The sequence below is a fragment of the Streptomyces sp. NPDC020965 genome (genome assembly GCF_044333555.1).
GTDB lineage: Bacteria > Actinomycetota > Actinomycetes > Streptomycetales > Streptomycetaceae > Streptomyces.
Window position 1 is genome coordinate 1192098 of record NZ_JBIRRE010000001.1, and the last position, 20444, is coordinate 1212541.

The 20444-nt window shown below is 70.8% G+C and carries 22 protein-coding genes; 14 read left to right on the forward strand and 8 right to left on the reverse strand.

The annotated features are described in order from the left end of the window. The first annotated feature begins 1119 nt into the window (after nt 1–1119). Genes ACH4S7_RS05110 through ACH4S7_RS05120 form a run of 3 tightly spaced genes read left to right on the forward strand, consistent with a single transcriptional unit; the run spans nt 1120 to nt 3786 of the window. Nucleotides 1120–1470 carry a hypothetical protein gene (locus ACH4S7_RS05110; protein ID WP_398519664.1) on the forward strand — a complete coding sequence of 117 codons (351 nt, stop codon included), beginning with the start codon at nt 1120–1122 and terminating at the stop codon, nt 1468–1470. After that, nucleotides 1467–2576 (forward strand): MAB_1171c family putative transporter, encoded by a 1110-nt coding sequence (locus ACH4S7_RS05115; protein ID WP_398519665.1) that lies wholly within the window; start codon nt 1467–1469, stop codon nt 2574–2576. The genes ACH4S7_RS05110 and ACH4S7_RS05115 overlap by 4 nt, the downstream gene beginning before the upstream one ends. Before the next feature lie 25 nt (nt 2577–2601). Beyond that, a complete protein-coding gene (locus ACH4S7_RS05120; RefSeq protein ID WP_398519666.1) occupies nt 2602–3786 on the forward strand; it encodes an amidohydrolase family protein in 1185 nt (394 codons plus the stop codon). A 189-nt stretch (nt 3787–3975) separates the two neighbouring features. Here the strand turns inward: ACH4S7_RS05120 and ACH4S7_RS05125 are convergent, their stop codons facing one another. Beyond that, a complete protein-coding gene (locus ACH4S7_RS05125) occupies nt 3976–4839 on the reverse strand; it encodes a helix-turn-helix domain-containing protein (protein WP_398519667.1) in 864 nt (287 codons plus the stop codon). Between the two features lie 714 nt (nt 4840–5553). On the opposite strand from ACH4S7_RS05125, the gene ACH4S7_RS05130 reads away from it, so the two are divergent. The 10 genes from ACH4S7_RS05130 (at nt 5554) to ACH4S7_RS05175 (ending at nt 13780) form a co-directional block, all read left to right on the forward strand. Beyond that, nucleotides 5554–6624, forward strand: coding sequence for a hypothetical protein (locus ACH4S7_RS05130; RefSeq protein WP_398519668.1), 1071 nt, complete (start codon nt 5554–5556; stop codon nt 6622–6624). Next, nucleotides 6621–7385: an ATP-binding protein gene (locus ACH4S7_RS05135; protein ID WP_398519669.1), complete on the forward strand. Its 765-nt coding sequence runs from the start codon at nt 6621–6623 to the stop codon at nt 7383–7385. Before ACH4S7_RS05130 ends, ACH4S7_RS05135 begins: the two co-directional genes overlap by 4 nt. A gap of 139 nt (nt 7386–7524) precedes the next feature. After that, nucleotides 7525–8211, forward strand: coding sequence for a WhiB family transcriptional regulator (locus ACH4S7_RS05140; protein WP_398519670.1), 687 nt, complete (start codon nt 7525–7527; stop codon nt 8209–8211). Then, nucleotides 8208–9566: a DUF2637 domain-containing protein gene (locus ACH4S7_RS05145; RefSeq protein ID WP_398519671.1), complete on the forward strand. Its 1359-nt coding sequence runs from the start codon at nt 8208–8210 to the stop codon at nt 9564–9566. Before ACH4S7_RS05140 ends, ACH4S7_RS05145 begins: the two co-directional genes overlap by 4 nt. Then, a complete protein-coding gene (locus tag ACH4S7_RS05150) occupies nt 9563–9754 on the forward strand; it encodes a hypothetical protein (RefSeq protein ID WP_398519672.1) in 192 nt (63 codons plus the stop codon). Before ACH4S7_RS05145 ends, ACH4S7_RS05150 begins: the two co-directional genes overlap by 4 nt. A gap of 81 nt (nt 9755–9835) precedes the next feature. Beyond that, entirely contained in the window at nt 9836–10072 is a 237-nt protein-coding gene (locus tag ACH4S7_RS05155) for a hypothetical protein (RefSeq protein WP_398519673.1), read from the forward strand. Nucleotides 10073–10182: 110 nt separating this feature from the next. Next, a complete protein-coding gene (locus ACH4S7_RS05160) occupies nt 10183–10707 on the forward strand; it encodes a plasmid mobilization protein (RefSeq protein WP_398519674.1) in 525 nt (174 codons plus the stop codon). A 15-nt stretch (nt 10708–10722) separates the two neighbouring features. Further along, the gene (locus ACH4S7_RS05165) at nt 10723–12462 is read left to right on the forward strand and encodes a relaxase/mobilization nuclease domain-containing protein (RefSeq protein ID WP_398519675.1); all 1740 of its coding nucleotides are present in this window, start codon (nt 10723–10725) and stop codon (nt 12460–12462) included. A gap of 84 nt (nt 12463–12546) precedes the next feature. After that, complete coding sequence (locus ACH4S7_RS05170; RefSeq protein ID WP_398519676.1) at nt 12547–13008, forward strand: hypothetical protein; 462 nt, start codon at nt 12547–12549, stop codon at nt 13006–13008. Between the two features lie 73 nt (nt 13009–13081). Then, on the forward strand, nt 13082–13780 hold the full coding sequence (locus ACH4S7_RS05175) for a hypothetical protein (protein WP_398519677.1): 699 nt from the start codon (nt 13082–13084) through the stop codon (nt 13778–13780). A gap of 122 nt (nt 13781–13902) precedes the next feature. Here the strand turns inward: ACH4S7_RS05175 and ACH4S7_RS05180 are convergent, their stop codons facing one another. The 5 genes from ACH4S7_RS05180 to ACH4S7_RS05200 all read right to left on the reverse strand — a co-directional run bounded on the left by ACH4S7_RS05180 (nt 13903) and on the right by ACH4S7_RS05200 (nt 16573). Next, nucleotides 13903–14769 carry a hypothetical protein gene (locus tag ACH4S7_RS05180; RefSeq protein ID WP_398519678.1) on the reverse strand — a complete coding sequence of 289 codons (867 nt, stop codon included), beginning with the start codon at nt 14767–14769 and terminating at the stop codon, nt 13903–13905. A gap of 34 nt (nt 14770–14803) precedes the next feature. After that, entirely contained in the window at nt 14804–15028 is a 225-nt protein-coding gene (locus ACH4S7_RS05185) for a hypothetical protein (protein ID WP_398519679.1), read from the reverse strand. 26 nt (nt 15029–15054) lie between these two features. Continuing rightward, a complete protein-coding gene (locus tag ACH4S7_RS05190; RefSeq protein WP_398520034.1) occupies nt 15055–15735 on the reverse strand; it encodes a DUF317 domain-containing protein in 681 nt (226 codons plus the stop codon). Nucleotides 15736–15814: 79 nt separating this feature from the next. Continuing rightward, a complete protein-coding gene (locus ACH4S7_RS05195) occupies nt 15815–16114 on the reverse strand; it encodes a hypothetical protein (RefSeq protein ID WP_398519680.1) in 300 nt (99 codons plus the stop codon). 105 nt (nt 16115–16219) lie between these two features. Further along, nucleotides 16220–16573 carry a DUF317 domain-containing protein gene (locus tag ACH4S7_RS05200; RefSeq protein ID WP_398519681.1) on the reverse strand — a complete coding sequence of 118 codons (354 nt, stop codon included), beginning with the start codon at nt 16571–16573 and terminating at the stop codon, nt 16220–16222. A gap of 304 nt (nt 16574–16877) precedes the next feature. Between ACH4S7_RS05200 and ACH4S7_RS05205 the strand changes: the two genes are divergently transcribed. Next, complete coding sequence (locus ACH4S7_RS05205) at nt 16878–17336, forward strand: ribonucleoside-diphosphate reductase (RefSeq protein ID WP_398519682.1); 459 nt, start codon at nt 16878–16880, stop codon at nt 17334–17336. Between the two features lie 127 nt (nt 17337–17463). Here the strand turns inward: ACH4S7_RS05205 and ACH4S7_RS05210 are convergent, their stop codons facing one another. Both ACH4S7_RS05210 and ACH4S7_RS05215 read right to left on the reverse strand, forming a co-directional pair. Beyond that, nucleotides 17464–18483, reverse strand: coding sequence for a collagen binding domain-containing protein (locus ACH4S7_RS05210; protein ID WP_398519683.1), 1020 nt, complete (start codon nt 18481–18483; stop codon nt 17464–17466). Nucleotides 18484–18684: 201 nt separating this feature from the next. Further along, on the reverse strand, nt 18685–20430 hold the full coding sequence (locus ACH4S7_RS05215) for a collagen binding domain-containing protein (RefSeq protein ID WP_398519684.1): 1746 nt from the start codon (nt 20428–20430) through the stop codon (nt 18685–18687). Nucleotides 20431–20444: the final 14 nt, after the last annotated feature.

The following is a 20444-nucleotide window of genomic DNA, read 5'->3' on the forward strand; positions in this document are numbered from 1 at the left end:
CAATTCTGTGGGGCCCCGACTCCGGACCGAGGGAACTCGGGGATTACCCCAGAGAGCCGACACTCCCACTAGTTGCCGCAGCACAATGCGACCGGACATCGCATACCGATGGCCGCTCCCCGTATCACCTCCGCACCGGACGCATCCCGAGCGGCGAGACGCTTCCAGCCACACCAACCGCAGCGGGTCGCCAACAACACAGACCACGCCGAGGCGCTCAACGGTCCAGGTCAGCGACCATACGGAATATTACCGTCCGGTTCTACCTCTAGGTACGCGACCGCAGCCCTCCGCCGCGACACCAGACAGAGGCGGGGACCACCCACAGCAGCGACCGCTCTCGACCAGACGACACATCCCCCGACCCCGCCACTCCTGCCGCGCGGGCTCAAAACGCATCTACCACAAGCGAGATGACGACCGAACAGCATTGCGGTGGCGCGATTCCCCTTCATGATCCAGCACCCTGATTTCGATCTTTCGACCTCGCAGACGGGCAGGCGAGTGGCCTCCGTCTCAGTTGACGGATCGATAAATGTGACCCTAAGTTTCAGGACGTCCAGGAACTGAGATGACTGGGTGCACGGGATGACTGGGCACGGCCACAAGCTGCTCCCGCACGCATGCCGCACCACCAGATCGCGCTTTTTGTCGGCGCACATTCAAGGGAGCTTGCGAGAGTGACGTTCTTCCGCCGCGAGCGACTCCTTCAATATTGTTTGCATTCATTCCTCTGCACCTAGTCCGTACCTGGAATTCGCCCCCTCCAGCGCATCTCCGCTAACCCCGATTTCCGACCAGGGGATAGCCCTGCCTGCCGTAGGGGCAGCCCCGTGGTGTGTGCCTTCCTGCCGCGGGTGTTCGTGTCCGTAGACCGACCAGAGGAATCAGCAGATGTGGTGGCGAAAGCGCCTTCTGCCGCAAACCGCCCGGAGGGGAACCGAGCGCCAACTGCGGCGTGCCCTACGGAAGGGGCTGCAAGAGCTCGGCATCCAGCCTCCGCTCAGCGTGGAGACGCTGTGCCGGGCTCTGGGTGAGCAGCGAGGACGTGAGATTGAACTGCAAGCCCGCGCCCTCCCCCCGGCGGGGCCCTCGGGCCTGTGGCTGGAGACCGCGGATGTGGATGTGATCCTCTACCAGGAGCGGACGACCCGGCTCCACCAGGACCACATCATCCTGCACGAGGTCGGGCACATCATCATGTCCGACCGGCAGCGCGCGAAGTCCGCGCCCATGGACCGCGCGATGATCGAGAAGTACGCGGGCATAACCGGCCTGGAGCCGGAGGCGGTCCAGCGTGTGGCGCAGCGCTGTGCCCTCGATGATGACGAGGAGTGCGCGGTCGAGCTGGTCGCCACGATCCTGATGGAGTGGGATTCGGCGCTTGATCTCGCTCCGCCGGCGGTCTCGGAGGATCCGGCTGTGCGCCGGGTCCAGACCGCGCTCGGCGACCGCCGGGGGTGGCTGTGAGATCGGTCTTCCTCGCCTTCCTCGGCGCGGCAGTGGTGTGGAAGACGGCGCAGCTTCTGCGCAATCCACATGACGCTCCGTTGCGGTCCCTGACGTTGTGCCTGGTCACTGCGGCTGCCTCGTACCCGGTAGCGATGCCGGAGGGGGCCGCCGATTTCGACATGGTGGCCTTCCATGGCGCCGCCAAACTGGTCCAGAACCTGCTGCTGCTGGGCACGTTGTACTTCCTGATGACGTTCTTCCTGCACTCCACCACGGACGAGCAGGCCGGCCGGCGCAGGGCCCGCCGCGAGGCTGCCCTCGTGGGCGCGGTGGCCGCCATCATCACCCTCTGCGCGGTCACGGTCCCGCATGAGGAGCTGGCTGGCAGTTTCTCCAGCGCCGACATGACCGTGCCTCAAGTGGCGGGTTTCTACCTCGTCGCGGGTGGCTACATGATGTACGCCCTGGCGGTGGCGGGTCTGTGGACCCGCCAGTACGCGCGGATGTCGCATCGTCCTCATTCGACCGGCCTGTGGGTCGCGGCCTGGGGTATGACCGGTATGGCCATCGCCTGTGCGGTTCGCGCAGTTTTCGTCCTGACCCGCTGGACGGGCGGCGAGGTCGCCGAGTCGCTGATGAACGCGGTCGAAGTGCTGCTCGTCGTCTCGATCATCGCTTTCGTCCTGGGGATCACCTACCTCGGCGCGCGGTCCCGTTACTCCGCCGGCCGCCTGTGGTGGAGCCGCCGCCACACACATCACCGGCTCGAACCCCTGTGGCACCTTCTTGCCGAGACCTATCCGGAAACGGTCCTCAAACCCCCGGCAACTTGGTCCGACCGCATGCGGGCCCGCGGCGTCCACCGCCGCTATCACCGCAGGATCGTAGAAATCCGCGATGGGCTGCTGCGTATCAGTCCCCACCTGCACACCTCTGCCGGGGGCGACGTCCTGGCGCTCGACCCGGACGAGTTGGCTCGCAGGCTGCGCGCCGCCGCTGCGGAAGCCGGTAGCGGCGCGGACGTCCCGCGTTTGGCCGTGCCTCTCGCGGTGCCGGACACCGTCAGCAGGGACGACGACGCGAGGCAACTCGTGGAGCTTGCCGACGCCCTGCGCACCACCTGACCCGACCTGCAAGGAGCATCCCCTCATGCTGATCACCGCCGCACGCGTCCTCGCCGGACCCGGAACCTACCTTTTCGACGGCGCTGTCCTCATCGAAGGCGAGAAGATCGTCGCCGTCGGCCCGCGCGGCGAGGTGGAGCCCCAGGCTCCTGCCGGCACCCCCCGCCTCGACTTCCCGGGCGGCACGGTGCTTCCTGGGCTGATCGATGCCCATGTGCACCTCAGTTTCGACGGCGGTGCCGACCCGGTCGCCGCACTCGCCGAGCAGGACGACACCGCCCTGTTCTCCGCCATGCGCACCCGGGCCGCACAGCTTGTGGCCAGCGGCGTCACCACGGTCCGGGACCTCGGCGACCGCGGCGGGCTGGCCCTGCGTCTGGAGCGGGAGATCGCCTCTGGCACGGCCCCCGGGCCCCGGATCATCTCCGCGGCGGTGCCCGTCACCCCGCCCGGCGGGCACTGCCACTTCCTGGGAGGCGAGGTCTCCGGCGTTGAGGAGATCCGCGCTCTGGTGAAGCGCAACGTCGCAGCCGGAGCCCGGGTCATCAAGGTCATGGAGACCGGTGGCGGTCTGACGAAGGACGGGTCCAAGAGCTGGGAGACGCAGTTCAGCGCCGAGGAACTCGCCGCGCTCGTCGCCGAGGCTCACGAGGCAGGGCTGCCGGTGGCCGCCCACGCGCACGGAACGGACGGCATCGCCGCCGCTGTCCAGGCTGGAGTCGACACCCTGGAACACTGCACCTGGATGACCGCCGACGGCTTCGACCTTCGGCAGGACGTCCTGGAGCAGATCATCACCCAGGGCATTCACGTCTGTCCCACGATCAGCCAGCACTGGCCCATGCTGCCGAGGATCTTCGGCGCCGAGCGTGCAGAGGCCATGTTCGGCCTCATCCGGCAGATGGCCGGCGCCGGCGTGAAACTGGTCGCGGGGACCGACGCCGGAGTCCAGCGGACTGGCTTCACTGGGATCGCCGACAGCCTCGCGTTCTACGAGCACCTCGGCCTGGACCGCGGACGCATCCTGGACATGGCCACCGGGGAAGCCGCCAATGCCCTCGGAGTGGGTGGCACAACCGGACAGATCACGGCCGGTTACAGCGCTGACCTCCTCGTCGTGGAAGGCGACCCGCTGGCGGACCTGAGCCACCTCAAGCAGGTCACTGCAGTCATCGCCCGGGGAACCCGCCTGGCCGCGGAAACCATCTGACGTCACGGCACCACCTGGGTAGTCACATGCCTGGCCGGCACCGCCACAAGAGATATTGAGGGGGTGCCGGCCAAGAGCTGTGGTAGCGCCGGGAAAGCGATGGCACCCCCTTCCGGGGAGGGGGCAGTTGCCGGTGAGCTGCGGCCCTGAGATCTGACTGGCTGGAGCGCTTCCGCCCCTGCTGGATGTCTAGCGCTGGGGGTCGTCCGGACGGGGCCGCTGGGCAAGATCTGCGACCACCTCGTTGACGATGGCGAGCAAATCGGCCGAGAGGCCCTCCGCCCCCATGCCCCGGGCGGCAATCTGTCCAACGTCTCCCCGTCGCTTCGACGCGAGCAGCGTGAGACCTTCGACGACTTGGCGGGTGACAGCGTCGTCTGATTTCAAGTACGCGAGCTTGACCCCGAGCATGTCCGCCACGCCTTCGAGGACGATCGGCGCTGCCTCGGTCACCGCTCCGGTGCGCAGGTCTCGGATGTCCTCCCCGGATACGACGGTGGCTCCCGCGTACTCGTTGACGGCTGCGGCGAGCTGCGCGTCCGAGGGAGCCGACTCTCCGGGGTACGTGCGGTCCAGGGCGAACTGGATCTTCTCCGCCAGAGTAGACGGCACGCCATTTTCCTCGTCGGGTGCCGTATTCCCGAAGGACCGTTCCTGGCCCGCCCGCAGCGTCCCCTCGCTCACGCCGTACGCGGCGGCGAGCAGGGCGACCAGCTCGTCGGAGAGCCGGCGGACCCCGCTCTCCGCCTTGCGGACGGAGCTGGTGGTTGATGCCCCGGTGATTGCGATGGTGTCCTTCTGGGAGTACCCGGCGTCCGCTCGCAGGTCCGCCAGATCAGGTTTCCCCTCCCGGGGGAACAGCGTGCCGAGAGGCAGGCCCAGGAGCCGGGCGAGTACCGGCAGAGTCTCCGGGAGCGGCTTGGTGGTCTCGCTCTCCCACCGCGCGACCGCGGCCTCCTGGACGCCCACGGCGTCGGCGACCTGCCGCTGGGTGAGGTCCGCCGCCCGGCGCTTGGCGCGAAAGGCACGGCCGTCGAAGACGCGGTCGGGCATGGGCGCTCCCTGGTGTGCGCAGTGCGGATACGGACGCTGAAGCCACTTGATCAGGCCACCCTGAGAAGATACCTTTCGTGACGTGACTTTGTCGCGGTGTCCACGGGATGGGTGCGTAATCGCCCTGCCCGCGTCGCCGCCAGCGACAAGTTGAAACGCGTACAGACCGTATCAACACCGCGCCGGACCTCTCTCGCCCGGCCATCGAAACGGAGCAACGAGTGAGCACCGTGCTCGCCCCGCCCGCCGGCCTTCCGGCGAAGGGCACCACACCCCTCGTTCCGATGCACCGTGCCCATTCATGCATTTCAGAGGTGTACAGCGGACTAGAGCTATGTATGGACTTCCGCGCGGGGTGTGTGGTGTGTTGCTGGTCCCCGGGTGAAAGCCGCCCGGTCCACGGCGGAACCGTGGCAGGACGACCGCAGGAGAATCCGTCAGGCAGCACCGAAAACTGAGCGCAGACAGCGACGGCGCCGAGAGAGCTGGAACCTCTCCGACGCCGATCGCGATGGACACTCCGCCCCGGCAAGGGCATGAGACGTCCCACCAACACCGCACCGGCCCTTCTCACAGGACACACCGGAGCGGCATCACTTCAAGAGGAGAGTGTCGCATGTCCACCCCCGCGCGCAAAAGGCCGAACGCCCCGGCCTGCGCGATACCCGACCACTCCGGCCACCTGCCGGCCCCCCGGGACGGGGGTGCTGCCTGATGTCCCGCATCCGTACCGTCAAGCCTGAACTCTTCGTGTCCGAGGACATCGCCTCCGTCAGCGTGACCGCGGTCCTCACCTTCATCGGCCTGCTGACCCTCTCCGACGACTCGGGTCGCTGCCGCGACCATCCGGCGATCATCGCCGGGCGGCTGTGGGCGCTTCGCCAGGAGCACACCCCCGCGCATGTCGCCCAGGACCTGGAGGAGCTGGCCGAGGCCGGGCTGATCTGCCGGTACACCGGCTGCAATGGCCGCACCTACCTTCACATCGTGAAGTGGGAGGAGCACCAGAAGATCAACCGGGCGACCGATTCGCGCCTGCCGCGGTGCCCCGGGCATCAGGTCGCGCGCAAGTGCGGGAAGTGCCAGGAGACCCGCTGCCCCAGCGTCTCGCGCATGCAGGCCGCCCAGGCGGGCTCCTGTCCCGACCGGTTCGGGGTCTCCGTGAGCACTCCCGGAGGGCTCGAACAGCCGGAGGCGGTCGGCTCCGCGCCGGACCCGGCACCGGCGGAACACGGACGCGCGGTGCAACCGGCAGCCTCGGCTCCGCCCGGGTTCCCTGCAGAGGAACCCACGGCACCTGGCGATAAAATCGCTGGTCAGAGCGCTGCGGAGCTGGATCGGGACGCGACTCACGCACATCTCACGGAGGACTCACGGCCTGGATCTAGGATCTTGGATCCTGGATCTTCCCGTAGGGGGCGCGAGGCGCCCGCTCCCGACGCCTCCTCCGAGCGGGTCTCGGCGAAGGAGCTGGTGGCCGAGTACGTGAAGGGCTGCCACCAGCGCCCGCCGGGGAACGTCATCGGCCAGCTGGGCCGGAACCTCAAGGCGCTCCTGGACGAGGGCTTCGAACCGGACCACATCCGCGCCGCGATGGACCGGCTGCGGGCCAAGGCGCTCCACCCGAGCGTGCTGCCGAGCCTGGTGAACGAGGTCGTCAACCCGCCGCTCGTGGGTGCCGGGGCACCGAGCGCCTCCGGCGGGGGCCCCTGGGCCGCCACCGGCCACCAGCCCTATCTGAACCCGAACGCGCCGGAGCCGACGACCTTCGGGAGGAGCCTGTGACCCGCACGCTCAACCGGTCCGCCGACCCGCAGCCCGCGATCGGGGAGCGGCTCCGCGCCCGCCTCGACGCCCAGCTCGCCGCTCGCGGTATCGACGCCGGCACCCCGCTGCCGCCGAGCGTGCCGGAGCCGGATCCGGCGCTGGAAGCCGCGCAGAAGCGGATCCCGTACGACTACCGGAACGCCGTCGCCGCCCATCCGGACGTCGCCGCCTGGGTGCGCACGATCGCCGGGTCGGCGACCGCTCCGTACGCGGATTCCCTCCAGCCGCACTACGGCGCGGCCGGGCGCAGGCTGGTCGCCCGGGGACCGTCGCTGCTGCTGTGGGGCCCGACCGGAACCGGGAAGACGCACGAGGCGTTCGGGGCGATCCGGTCGCTGACCGCCGCCGGGTGCGCGGTGCCCTGGCAGGCCACCACCGCCGCCGACCTCTACGGCGAGATGCGCTCCCGCGGCGGCGCTGACCCTGAGGTCCTGCTCCGCCGCGTCATGCGGGTCCCGGTTCTGCTCCTGGACGACCTCGGCGCGGCGAAGAACAGCGAGTGGACTGAGGAACTGACGTTCCGGCTGCTGAACTGGCGGGCGCAGAATCGTTTCCCCACGCTGGTCACCAGCAACCTGCCCCCGGTCCGCACCCAGGGCCTCCCGCCGGGACAGCCGGTGCTGCGCGACCGGGTCGGCGACCGGGTCCTGTCCCGCCTGTCCGGCATGTGCACCGCCGTGGAACTCAGCGGCCCGGACCGCCGCTTCCAAGCCCGCTGACCTTGCTTCCCGGCATCTGACCTCCGGCGCGACGCCCCACGCCCGCGCCCCTTGCCCGCCCCGCCTCCCGAACACGCGACCCGCACTCACGGTGACACGTGTCCGCTGACGGCCCATGAGGCGTACCCGGAGACTCCCCTTGCGCTACATCACCACCATCGACGCCACCCGCCCCGCGCTGCGCGGGATCGCCGACCACAGCTGGCACGCCCGCGGCCTCTGCCGCGAGCTGGCCCCTCAGCAGGCGGACGAGCTGTTCTTCCCACGGCCCCGGAATCACAAGGCCATCGCCCAGGCCAAGTCGCTCTGCGGCGGGTGCCCGGTGAAGAAGGACTGCTTCAACCATGCCCTCGACAACGGCACCAAAGAGGGCATCTGGGGCGGCCTGACCGAGGCCGAACGGCAGGCGTGGCAGGCGAAGATCAGCGAGCGCCTCGACTACGCCCGGGTACGCGCCGCGTTCCTCGGCCGCGACGTCCACCTCTCCACCGCCGAACGCAAGGCCGTCACCCGCCACGCCCACGTCCGCGGCTGGACCCCCGAGCGCCTCGCCTACACCCTCCAGCTCGACCTCGACTACGCCCGCGACCTCATGCGCGAGGCCGCCCACGCCGTCGAGGACCGCGACCGGTACTGGGACCTCTACGGCACCGCCGAGGACCAGCCCCAGGAGGAGGGCGGCGACGAGGGCCCCGACGACGCCACAGCCGAAACCGCCGACGACGAGCAGCCGGGCGAGGAAAAGCCCGCAGCGCCCGTGTCCTCGCCGGTCCCCGGCCACATCCACACCACCGCCCTGATCGCCGCGCTCGGAAAGGCCGCATGACCCCCCGCACCACCGCGCACGATGTCGCCCCCGTCGGAACCTGGGACCGCCTCGCCATCCTCGCCCTCGGCACCGCAGGCTGCGCACTGTCCTACGACGCGCTGCAGCAGATGGCCGTCGCGATCCATGTCCGCGGATTCCTGACCTACCTCTTCCCCTTCGTGATCGACGGGTTCATCGCCTACGGGGTCCGCGCCCTGCTCGTCCTGCGCACCGCGCCCTTCGGCGCCCGCCTGTACGTGTGGACCCTGTTCGGCACCGCCACCACGGCGAGCATCTGGGCCAACGCCCTCCACGCGGTCCGCCTCAACCAGCAGATGCAAGCCGACGGCGGACTGCGGCTGGGCGACACCGTCGTCGCCATCCTGTCCACCCTCGCCCCGCTCGCCCTCGCCGGCGCCGTCCACCTCTACATCCTCATCACCCGCCACCACCCCACCAGCACCGCAGCGGGGACCGAGCGGGCCAGGGGACCGCAGCCGGGGACCACTCCCGCGAGCCGCATCCGGGACCGGGACCGGGGACTCCAGCCGGTCGCCGCGCCACGGTCCGGGACCGGTTCCGGGAACCGGACAGCCACCCCACCGGACGGGGACCGTCCCGCGGGGACCGCAACGGGACCGGCGTCGGGAACCGTGCCGTCCGGTCCCCGGGACCGGGCGCTGGCTCCGGGGGCACCGGGGACCGGGGACCGCACCGGCCGCCCGATTCACGGGACCGGGCCGGAACTCCACCCCGTCGGGGACCGGACCATGGTCCCGGACGGTCCCGGGGCCCAGGACCGCACGGTCCCCGACGTAAAACCGCTGGCAGACGGCCCAGTCCCGCTCGGAGAACCGGGGACCGGGGACGGGGACCGGCACTCAGTGACGCCTTCGGGACCGGCACCCAGCGACGAGGAGCGTCCCCGGGACCTCGCGGACAGAACAGCCGCAACCAACGAGAAGGACGCCAGTCCCCGCGCACTCCGCCAGGAACAGGCACCGGACCGTCCGGTCCCCGCGACCGAACAGGACCGGGACCGGGATGACGCCCCGGTAGCCGGCGGTCGGAGCAGTGCCCGTCCCCGCACGGTCCCGGGGACCGCGACAAAAGCGCAGGGGAAGGGGACCGGGGGACGGTCCCGTAAGGGCCAGGGTTCACGGTCCCGCTTCTCCGAGGACGACATCGTCGCGCTGATCCATCCCTACGTCCCCACGGTGCTGGAACGCGACGGCAACGAGGCCATCACCCGCGTCCAGCTCAGGGAGATCATGCGCGACCAGCGCATCTCCATCCGCAACGAGAACCTCTCCCCGGTCCTGCAGCGCCTGCGCAGCACGACCGGCACCACCACCACGAGGAGCACCCGATGAAGACCTGCCAGCGGTTCAGCCGTATCAAGAGCGGCTACGAGCAGGACATCACCTTCCTGCGCAGCCACTCCGAGCGCCACGAGGGCAAACCGTCGGCGAAGGCAAGCGCGAAGCACGCCGCCGGCGCAAAGCGGGCCATGGCCCGCGCCCTGAACCGGCACTACGAGCGCTGCCCCGAATGCGGCTGAACCCCGCATAACCCACACCCTGCGCTGCTGCGGTGTCCCGGCCGGTGCCGGGACACCGCCCCCACCCCGGAGGTCACTCCCGTGTATTCCCACACTCCCCGCACCACGGCCGCGACAGCCGCCGAAGCCGACGCTTGGGCCGACGTCCTGGTCCGCCACCGGCTCCTGCATGCCGCCGTCCCCGTCCCGACCGGGCAGTGGCTCGTCCAGCGCACCCCCACCGCACCCGTCCGGGTCCTGGACGGGCCGGCCGCCATGGTTGAGCTGGCCGCCCAGATCCAGCTCCACGCCCGCACCAGGAAGGCCCGCATCCGATGACGTCGCCGAACAAGGCCGACACCCACGCCAAGGGTTCGCCAGGCTCCAACTCGACCTCGACGCGAGCAAGTTATCGGCCAAGACACTCTTCCCCGTCGGGGAAGCGCGTCTTGGCCGAGCCCGCCCCGGGGGTGGCGGGTCCGGACCAGCGCCGGGGGGCACTGGTCCGGGAGGCAGCGACCGAGGGCGGACCGCAGCCGGAGAAGCAGACACCGCGCCGTCAGCGCCGTGACGCGAAGAACCCTTCGCGCAAGCGCTCGCCAAAGCCGCACGACCGCAAGCGCGTCCGCGTCTGCAGCGTCCGCCTGAACGACGAAGAGAAGACCCTCCTCACCGCCGCCGCGCAGCGCACCCGTACGTCGCTGCCCGCGTTCCTCGCCCGCGCCGGCCTCACCGCCGCCAGCGACCTCGACCACACCGCCGCCACCATCGCCGGACAGCGCGAGACCGTGACCGAGCTGTTCGCCGCCCGCCGCCACCTCGGCCAGGTCGGCAACAACCTCAACCAGATCGCCCGCGCCATCAACTCCGGCGCCCAGCCCACCGAGCCGGAACTCGACGCCGTCATCGCCGCCACACGACGCGCCGTGCACCGCGTCCAGGACGCCACCGACCGACTGCTCGCCCAGCACTAGAAAGCCACCACCGGCATGATCCCCAGGATCCACAAGCGCGGGAAGCGCACCATCGGCCTGCTCCACTATCTGTACGGGCCGGGCACGCACGAGGAGCACACCGACCCGCACCTGGTGGCGTCCTGGGACGACAACGCGCCCGACCCCGGCCGTGCCGACGACTTCGCCGCCACCATCAAGGATCTCCAGCGGCTCCTCGACCAGCCGCTCGACAACATCGAGGAACGCGACCGGCCCCGCAAGCACGTTTGGCACCTCTCGGTCCGCAACGCCCCCACCGACCGCGTCCTGACCGACGACGAGTGGGGCGAGATCGCCCGGCGGATGGTCGCCGCCACCGGCATCGACGACGCCGACGCGAACGGAGCCGGTTGCCGCTGGGCGGCCGTCCGGCACGCGGACGACCACATCCACATCATCGCCACCCTCGTCCAGGAGGACGGCTACAAACCCGACCTCGACCACGACGCCGCACGCGCCCAGGCCGAAGCCCGCCTCGTCGAAGCCGAGTACGGCCTTCGCCGCCTCAACGCCGGTGACGGCACCGCCGCCCAGCGCCCCACCAGCGCCGAGCGCCACAAAGCCACACGCGAACAGCGGGAACGAACGCCGCGGGAGGAGCTGCGGGAGACCGTCCGGCGCGCGGTGGCCGGCGCGGACGGGGAGGCCGAGTTCTTCGACCGGCTCGCCGCCGCCGGGCTCTTGGTGCGGCGTCGTATCGCCCCGTCCGGGGACCTCCTCGGCTACACGGTCGCCCTGCCCGACGACCGCAACAAGGACAATGAGCCGGTCTTCTACTCCGGATCGAAGCTCGCCCCCGACCTGTCGCTGCCCCGCATCCGCGAACGCTGGGCCAACGCTGGGACTAGTACACCCGGCCGGGCGCCGGACCCGCAGGCGGCCTCCGGGCACCAACTCGTCCCAAGCGGCCCAGCACCCGCACGCCGCCGTGCGACACACGCGGCATGGCACGCCGTACTGGTCATCGACCAGGGCGACGATCCGGCGACAGCGGCACAGCTCGCCGGTGCCGGTGAGGTACTGGACGCGCTCGCGAAGACATCCGCCGCTCACACCCGCCGTGAGCTGCGGGAGGCCGCCTGGGCGTTCGAGCGGGCGTCGCGCTCCCATGTCCGGGCCGTACGCGGGCACGACCGGGCGCTGCGGCAGGCCGCCCGCGACCTCATGCGCGGCGGGCCGGCGCTGGGCCGGGGTGAGGACGGGGCGAGTACGGCGATGGTGATCGACATGGTGTTCTTCCTCGCCGTCGCCGCCGCGAACTGGCATGCGAGGAAGGGACACGCGCAGCAGGCCGCCGCCGCCCGGCAGACGGCCGAACACCTGCGCGCCGCCTACCAGCAGGCCGCCGGGCAGCCCCTGAACGCACTCAACGAGCGGGGCCGCCGCATGGCCCAGCCGCTCCAGCTCCAGCAGGCCGCGTATGTGCGGGCGGCGGTGCCGGAGCTTGCCGGGCAGATCCTCGGCGAATCCGGCTGGCCCGCGCTCGCCGCCACCCTCGCCGACGCCCAGGCCGCAGGCCACGACCCGGCCGGCCTGCTCGCCGAGGCCGCACAGCGCCGCGAACTGGATACCGCCGGATCACTCAGCGACGTCCTGGTGTGGCGGCTGCGCCGCATGGCTGACCTGCCCGCCGACACCACCACCGTGCCCCCTGTCACCGCACGGGCGACGACCGCGCCGCAGCCGGCCCGGGCAACCGCGAACCGCTCTGACCAGGGGCGGAAGGTCCGGTGATTAACAACTTTCAGAGTTGAAGCCGGACAGATGTATGGGGCACGCTCTGGGTGGCCCGAGGGACGAGACGTGAGGGAGCGCAGGATGTTCGAGCGGATACGGGACGACCGTGAGTGGCGTGAGACCCAGAGCGCCGGCCGGGACATGCTGGAGTGGGCTCAGCGTCAGCCTTCCCCCGAACCACGCGCCGCCCGGCCGGGCACCGGTCCGAGCGGCGTACCGGCCCCCTCGCCGGAAGTGGTTGCGGTGGTGGACGACTTCCTGCCCCCTGATCTGCTGTCGGCCTCCCAGGGCGAGGTGACAGGGATGATGATGCCCTGGCCGGGGCCGCTCGTGGTCGAGGGTGAGATCCGTGAGTGTCCGCAGTGCGGCGCGTACCGCGACTGGGTCATCCTCGCGATGCGGGGCGCCGTGTGGCGCCGGTGCCGCGAAGGCCACGAGACCCACGACCCGGCTCTGGACGGGGCGTGGTTCAACCGCCACTCCGGCCCGATGGAACACCGCCACGCCACCCTCGGCGAGGGCCTGCGCCACCTCGGCCACTGACTCCCGCACCCCTACCCCGCCGAACCGGAGGTTCGGCCAGTCAGACCTCCGCACCGACCCCAGGGGAACCCGCATGCACCGCCGCTCCACTACCACGGCCGTCCTCGCCCTGACCGCCCTCACCCTCATCACCCTCCCGGGCTGCTCCACCAGCGCACCCTCCCCTGCTCCTACCACTCGTACCGCCGAGCCCGAAGCTGCGTCGGCCAACTCCAAGCCGGGGAAGGTGCTGACGACGGAGCAGCTGCGCGAGAGGCTTCTGAACGAGGCCGACCTCGGCCAGGGGTATACCCGCAAGCCGGAGCGGAACTCCGGCCGCGACGATGTGACGGTGATCGGGTGTCCCGCGCTGGAGAAGCTCGGCGGCGACGCGGCAGCCGGCGGCTCTCTGGACTTCCCCAACCGGGCGAAGGCCGCCTTCACCTACACGGGCAGCGCCGACTCGGAGGTATCGCAGGAGCTGTACAGCGACACCGGGACCAGGCTGTCGGCGGGAACGGGGCGGATCTTCGATGCCATGGTCTCCTGTCCGGTCTATCAGGTCGTGGTCGGCAATACCCCGGTGAAAGTGCAGACCCAGAAGCTCACCGCCCCGGCGCTGGGCGACGAACAGTGGTCCCAGCTGATTACCTCCACCACCGGCGGGCGCAGCAGCATCGTCAAGCAGACCGCTATCCGCACGGGCACGCTGCTCGTGATCGTCTCCGGGTCTCCCGGCCTCGTCGACACCCACGTGGAGAAGGCACTCGGCAAAGCCGGATCACCGAGCTAACGTCAACCGCAGTTTCTGGAAGCCAGCACGTAAGCCCGGAGGGCCAGACCATGACGGTCTGGCCCTCCGGGCTCTTCTCTGCCGTTTGCCCTCGCTTTCGGGGGCGGCGGTTGTGCCGTAGCTCAGCGGATGGGGCGCTGGACGGTGACGAGCCGGTCGCGCCGCAGGCGTAGATCGGCCACCCGGTCCTCGGCGGGGAGGTAGACGAGGAGGTCGGTGCGAGTTTTGCCGCCGCGGTCGGCGACCGCGACGACGTAGTGGGTCTCCTGACAGCCGGAGAGGGTATACACGTCTCCGGCTATGAGGGTGAGGGCGCGGTCGTCGAAGACGTCCAGGTCCCGCTGGTGCCAGGTCCGGGCCTCGTCCCGCATGCGGGGCAGAGTGACCATCTGCCGGATCAGCTCGGCCAACTCCCAGTGGATCCGGCACGGTGCGCACTCGTTCGACGCTCCCGGGTGGGGATCGGCGAGCGGGCGGTCGCAGAACCCCTTGCCTGTAGCGGCGTTGCGCCGGTGTCCGGTGACGAGGTCGCCCAGGCCGTCGGGCGCCCAGAGCAGGGTGTCGTCGGCGTGGCACGGCTCGGCCGCGGGAAGGAGCAGCTCGCCGGCCCGGCGGCGCAGGGCGTCGATGGCGTCGCTGAGCCGGGCGCACGGGGTGCACCGGCTGAGGGTCGGATCCGGCCGCCGTTTGCCGAGGGAGTTGCCGCAGTAGGCGAGGAGGTGTCCCGGGACGGGTCGGTGGCGGACCTGGCCCCGTCCGCGCCCCGTGGTGGTACGGGCCTCCGGCTCGCCGGGATGCGGGGCGGTGGTGAGGACCAGGAGAGCGCGGGCGCAGGACTGGCACATGGCGTGGGCGCTCGCGTCGGGGACGGGCTGGAGATCTGGCGAGCGGGTGGCGCAGGCCGTCACCGGCTCCGTCCCGAGCAGGACGCCGAGGTGGGCGGTGCCGTTCATGGGGCCGGTGGCGAGGCGGATCAGTAGCAGGGGCAAGGAACCTCCGTGGAGCAGAGGATGCGGGAAGACGTCAGATGCGCCGGGAGCACAGGCCGTCGTGGTCGACGGGCAGGCGGCAGTCGTCTTCGCAGGGGTGGCCGGCCTGGGCCTGGGGGGTGCGTTGGTGTTCGTGGCAGTCGACACACCAGGCAGGCGCTGAGGGGAGATCGTGGTTGCGGGCGAGGAAGCCGGGTGCGCCGCAGTTCCGGCAGTTCGCCTCGCTGCCGCTGTGCGGCGCCGTGGTCGGGGAGGGCACAGGGAACCTCTTTCGTGAGGGCCGAGTCAGATCGGGGGCAGCAGGGTGAGATGGCCGTCGGTGCCCTCGGGCAGGAGCTTTCGCCGTACGGGGACAGGTGAGGCCAGCGACGCGGCGAACGCGGCGACGAGGTCATGCGGGGTGGAGCTGCTGAAGGTCGCGCACCACAGGGGAGTCCCGGGCACCGGCTCGGCCCATGCCTGCCAGCCGGGCAGGTCGGGGCGCGGGTCGGCGTCGAAGACGTGCTCCGGCACGGCTTCGAGGGAGACGCTGGCGGTGAAGCCCGGGTCGGAGGCGGCGCTGTGGGGGCGGTCGATGTCGCGGTACCAGCCCTGGCCGGTCAGCGCGTCGAGGACCGTCTCGGGCCCGCCGAACGGGGCGTGGGGTTCGGGGCGGGCGTCGAGTGCGGTGAGGAAGTCGGTGATCGCCTCGGGCGGGGTGCCGCCGGTGAAGTAGGCGTTCCACTCGCGCATCGTGCCGGCGGGGTGTGAGCGGGCGGTGATCTGCCAGGCTACGGGCAGGCCGCCGAGCGCGAAGGGGTAGCTTGCGCGGACCCATTCGGCGCCGCACAGCTCGTCGGGGCTCACGTAGAGGAGGGTCTGGCGGGCGGTCGGCCACATGCGCCAGCCCGCGCCGGTGAGGGCGGCGCCGACCAGGTCGGCGAGGGTGTCGTCGTCGCCGGCGAGGTGCCGCGGGGCCACCCACAGATGTGGCTTTGGGCGGGGGGTGGACGGATCGAGGGGGTGGTGCGGGTTCAGCAGCGCCTCCTGGGGCTGGGGGGACGGTTCACTGGCCGGTGGGGCGGGCTGCCCTGCGACGGGTGCGCGGGGGTGCGGTGGTCGGCTCATGCCAGGTGAGACGGACCGCGACGTCCGGGGGGACGTGGCCCAGCTGGTCGCCGTCTGCGAGGAAGACCAGCGGTCGGCCCGTCTCGTCCGAGGCGGGCATCACGGCCGCGAGACGGTGGGCCATGGGAAAGAACGGGTTGGCCGCGATCCGTACGGTCGCGTTGCGGTCCAAGGCGGACAGCTGGTCGATCAGCTCGCCGACCGTCAGCTCCGGCGTAGCGGGGTTCTGCGGTTCCACGGGATTCTCCTTCTGTGCGGGAGCCGGGGCCAGAGCGGGGGAAGAGTACGCGCCGGGGGCGAACGGACTCTCCCGCTCTGTAGTACAAGACGGGGCCGGGCGGGTTCAGCGGGGGTGGGAGGAGCCGAGGACGGCGGCCACGGCCGCCGCGACGACCTGGGCCGGCGTGTCGGTATCGAACGACACGTGGTAGCCGGGAACTTGGGCGGTCCCGGTGACGGCGAGTTTCCAGCCCTCCCCGTCGGTGCCGGGACGCCCCGCCGGGAACCAGCCGAGGTAGAAACGCCCGTCCTTACTGTTGATGTGGACATCGGCCCGGTCGTCGACGACCAGGTTGAAGTCCGCGTTGGTGAACTGGTCGATCACGAGCGTCGGCTGGCCGGGCCCGAGTTGCCACGAACGCAGTCGCAGCTCCTCGACAGTGGTGGAGAATCCGGGCGGGGAAAGATCGACGGTCAACACGATCACCTCTCTGACCTGCTGTTTCCCTGCGAGTCGTCTACGTTGACATGCCCCTGCCTGCTTGCACCAGCCCTTTCGCGATCTTTCCTGTCTGCCCCCGGCGAACTGTCGAAAATATGGACAGAATGCCCCGGATCGCGCTCCACGGAGAGGGCTCGCCCACCCGATGATGGGAACGTGAGTTCGATTAACATTCCGTACGGGGGAACAGGAGCGGGTCGCGGTCCGTCGTCGGGCATCATGTGGCGCCCGGAGCGCGAGCGCGGCCCGGGTGGACGGACGGGAAAGAGGCATGAGGGGCATGACGATCGAGACGGTTGTGCGGCGGGAGCGGCGGCTGGGGTCGCGGACGCGGGCGTTCACGGTGGGGTCGGCCAGCGGGCATCTGACCGTGTCATACGCCTCCGGTGGGGCTCCGGTGCGGGTGGAGATCCGGATGGCGAAGCAGGGCTCGACTCTGCACGGGCTGCTGGATCTCCTGTCCGTTTCCCTGTCCAGGGGGCTGGCGGCGGGGGTGCCACTGGGCGATCTCCTGGCCGACTGCCTGTCGACCCGGTTCGAGCCCGCGGGGATGACCGACGATCTCCAGATTCCGCTGGCGACCTCCGTCACGGACTATGCCGCCCGACGCCTCGCCCTCGACTGCCTCCCCTACGAGCAGCGCCAGGAGCTGGGCGTCCTCACCCGGGAGGAGCGCGTCGCGGGAGAACAGCGGGTGTGGCCCCTGTCCGTCGGGATCGCGGGCCCGCGATCCGGCTGAGCGGCGCGGCAACGCGCCCTGGCGCCAATCTGGGTGGGGGCGGGTATGCGTGAGGGCCCGGAGAATCCAGTGGATTGGATTCTCCGGGCCCTCAGTCAGTCGGTACGGGTTGGTGACCCGCCCGGGGTCAGTCCTGGCCGGTGTCGGCGGCGGTGTGGTTCTGGCCGTTGGGGCGTCGGCGGCGGGCGGCGATGACCGCGCTGGCCCCGGCCGCCAGGAGCAGACCGGTTCCTCCGAGGAGCCAGGGTGCGGCGGCGCCGGTGCGGGCGAGTTCGCCCTTCTCCTCGGTCTGGTCTACGGCGAGCGTGCTGTCCGCCTCTTCAGAGGCCGTGATGGCGGAGGCGGATGGGGTTCCGGTCTTCTGCGGGGACTTCGGTGCGGCGGTACCTCCAACGGAGGGGTTCGGTGAGGGCCTGGTGGTCGTCGGCGGTCTGACTGCGGGCGGGGCGGTCTGCGGAGGTTTGACGGGCGGCGGAGTCGGGGCCGTCTTCTTGACGCCGGCGTGGTTGAGGGTGACCGGGGCGCCGGGCTTGGCAGTGATCCTCACGGGCGTCGGGTTGAGGCGGTATCCGGCGGGGGCTCTGGTCTCGGTGGCGGTGTAGGGGGTGCCGGTGCGTACGGTCACGGGCAGGGTGGTCTTCGCGGTGCCGTCCTTGCCGGTGGTCAGGGTGAATGCCCGGCCGCCGCCGTGGGGGGTGATGTTGATGACCGCGCCGGCCAGGGGCTTCCCCGTGGTGCGGTCGGTCTTCGTGACGGTCAGGCCGGCGGGCTTGAACGGATCGACGATGGTCAGGGGCACCATCACGCCGGGCGGGACGATGACGTCCTGGTCGGCGACGACTTCGTGCAGCGGGCTGCCGCTGGAGGTCTCTTTGAGCCTGTAGACGCCGGGACCCAGCTCCTGGAAGTCGAGCCGTCCTGCTGCGTCGGTCGTGCCCGTGCCCGCCTGGGTCCCGGTGCTGTCGACGAGGGTGAAGGACGCGCCGGGCAGAAGGGCCCCGCCGGGGTCCTTCTTGATGATCCGGATACCTCCGGTTGCGGGCGCCGCGTCGGGAGTCACCTGCGGTGCCGTCCCGGACGAGGGCGGGCGTGAGGGGCTGGCGGTCTCGGCGGCGGCGGGCGGCGCCCAAGCCAGGACGCCGATCACACTGCCAAAGACAGCCAGGGCCGGGGCCGGGCTGCGGCAGGTACGGGGAAGGGTGGGCAGGGAGGGGCTCCTGTGGTGGGGAGGAGGAGTGGGGTAACTGCGGCAGACGGGCGAGCCCCTGCTGTGAGTGGCCCGCCCGGTTCAAGGAGCCCGGGGGGTGCCTTGGGCGCCTTCCGCGCAGGACGTCGGCGGAGACGGCTGTCAGACGGTGGTCTGGTCCTCGTCGTTCTGGGTCCGCCGTCGCCGGGCTGCCCAGAAGGCGGCGCTTCCGGCGGCGAGCAGGGCGCCCGCTCCGCCGAGCAGCCACCAGGTGGTGTCGGCACCGGTATGGGCGAGGCTGCCGGATGGCGGGGTGACGTCCGGGGTGGCCGGCGGGTTCATCGGCGGCTTGGCGGGCGGAGATACCGGCGGGCTGGTCGGCGGCGTAGTGGGCGGAGTTGTCGGGGGCGGTGTGGTCGGGACTGCGGTGTTGGGGAGGGTGACGGTGACGGTCTGACCGGGCTCGGCGGTGAACGCGACGGGCTTGGGGTTGAGCTGGTAGCCGTCGGGGGCCGTGATCTCGGTGGCCCAGTAGCGGGTGCCCGCCTTCAGGGTGACGTCGAGCTTCGCCTTCGCGGTGCCGTCCTTGCCGGTGGTGAGCGCGAGCAGCTTCTCCCCCGGCATGTGCTCGCCGTCCTGGACCTTGTTCTCGGTGATGTTGATCACCGCGCCCGGCAGGGTCGCGCCCGTGGCCTTGTCGGTCTTGCGGAGCAGGAGATCGGCCTTCTTGAACGGGTCGACGATCGTGATGGGGTGGGCCTGGGCGGTGCGGCCGGATTCGATGGTGACGTCCTGGTCGGGGACCAGTTCGTGGATGGTGTCGCCGGTGGAGGTCTCCCGCAGCGTGTAGGTGCCCGGGGCGATGTCGTCGAAGACGAGCACCCCCTCCTTGCCGGTCTTGCCTTCGGCGACGACCCTGCCGGTCTTCTTCTCCAAGAGCTGGAAGACCGCGCCGACGAGAACGTCCCCTTCGGGGTTCTCCTTGTGAATCGTCACGCCGCCCGGGGCAGCCGTCACGGCGACGGCCGCGGTGTCCTTGGCGGTGGTGGTGTCCCCGGCGAGGAGCATCCGCTGTGCTACGGGGTTGTTGGGGGCGAGGACCTTGAGCTGCGCGCCGGGCAGGCCGGTCGCTGTCGCGGCCACCGCGGCTGTTCCGGCCTTTGAAGGGATGAACTCCCATTCCGCGGAGCCGGTCTTGTCGGTGGTGACCTTGCCGGTGGCGGTTCCGGCGCCGGATCCGGTGAGGCTGACCGGGACGCCGGGGATCGCGGTGCCGGTGAGGGTGGAGGTGACCTTCACGTCCACCGTGACCCTCTTCCCAGCATGGGTGGTCTTCACCGACGGGGTGATCGTGAGGGCGTAGGGGCCCGCGTACTTCTTGGCCTCGTCGATGTAGCGCAGGGCGAGAGTGCGGGAGGTCGGGGAGACGACCGGGTAGGCGAGACGTTCCTTACCGCGCTTGCCGTTGATCGCGTACGTGCCCCCGGCGAGCCATTCGTAGACGGCGGCGTCCACGGCCGCCGCCTGGGCATCCGACCGGGTCTGGCCATACTTGCCGATCACGTAGGAGGCGTAGGCCAAGTGCTTCTTCGGGACGGGCTTGCCGGTGACCGACGAGGTCCAGGAGGAGACGGGCTTCGGGGCGCTGTAGCCGTCCGCGTCGGCGGGGCCCTTCTTCAGCGGGTCCGCGCAATAGGTCTGGGAATCGCCCCAGACCTGCGGCCCGGGCGGACCGTACGCGCCGATGTGGCTCGATCCGGCGTTCCCGTCGCTGTCGGGAATGCTGTACCCGGGGCCGAGATGATCGGCAGCTGCGGCAGGGGTACCGGTGGCGAGGGTTCCGACGACGGTGGCGGCGACCGCCACGGCGAGCGGTCGGCGGATGCCGCGGGTGGAAGAACTGTGCAAAGCGGTAGTGCTCC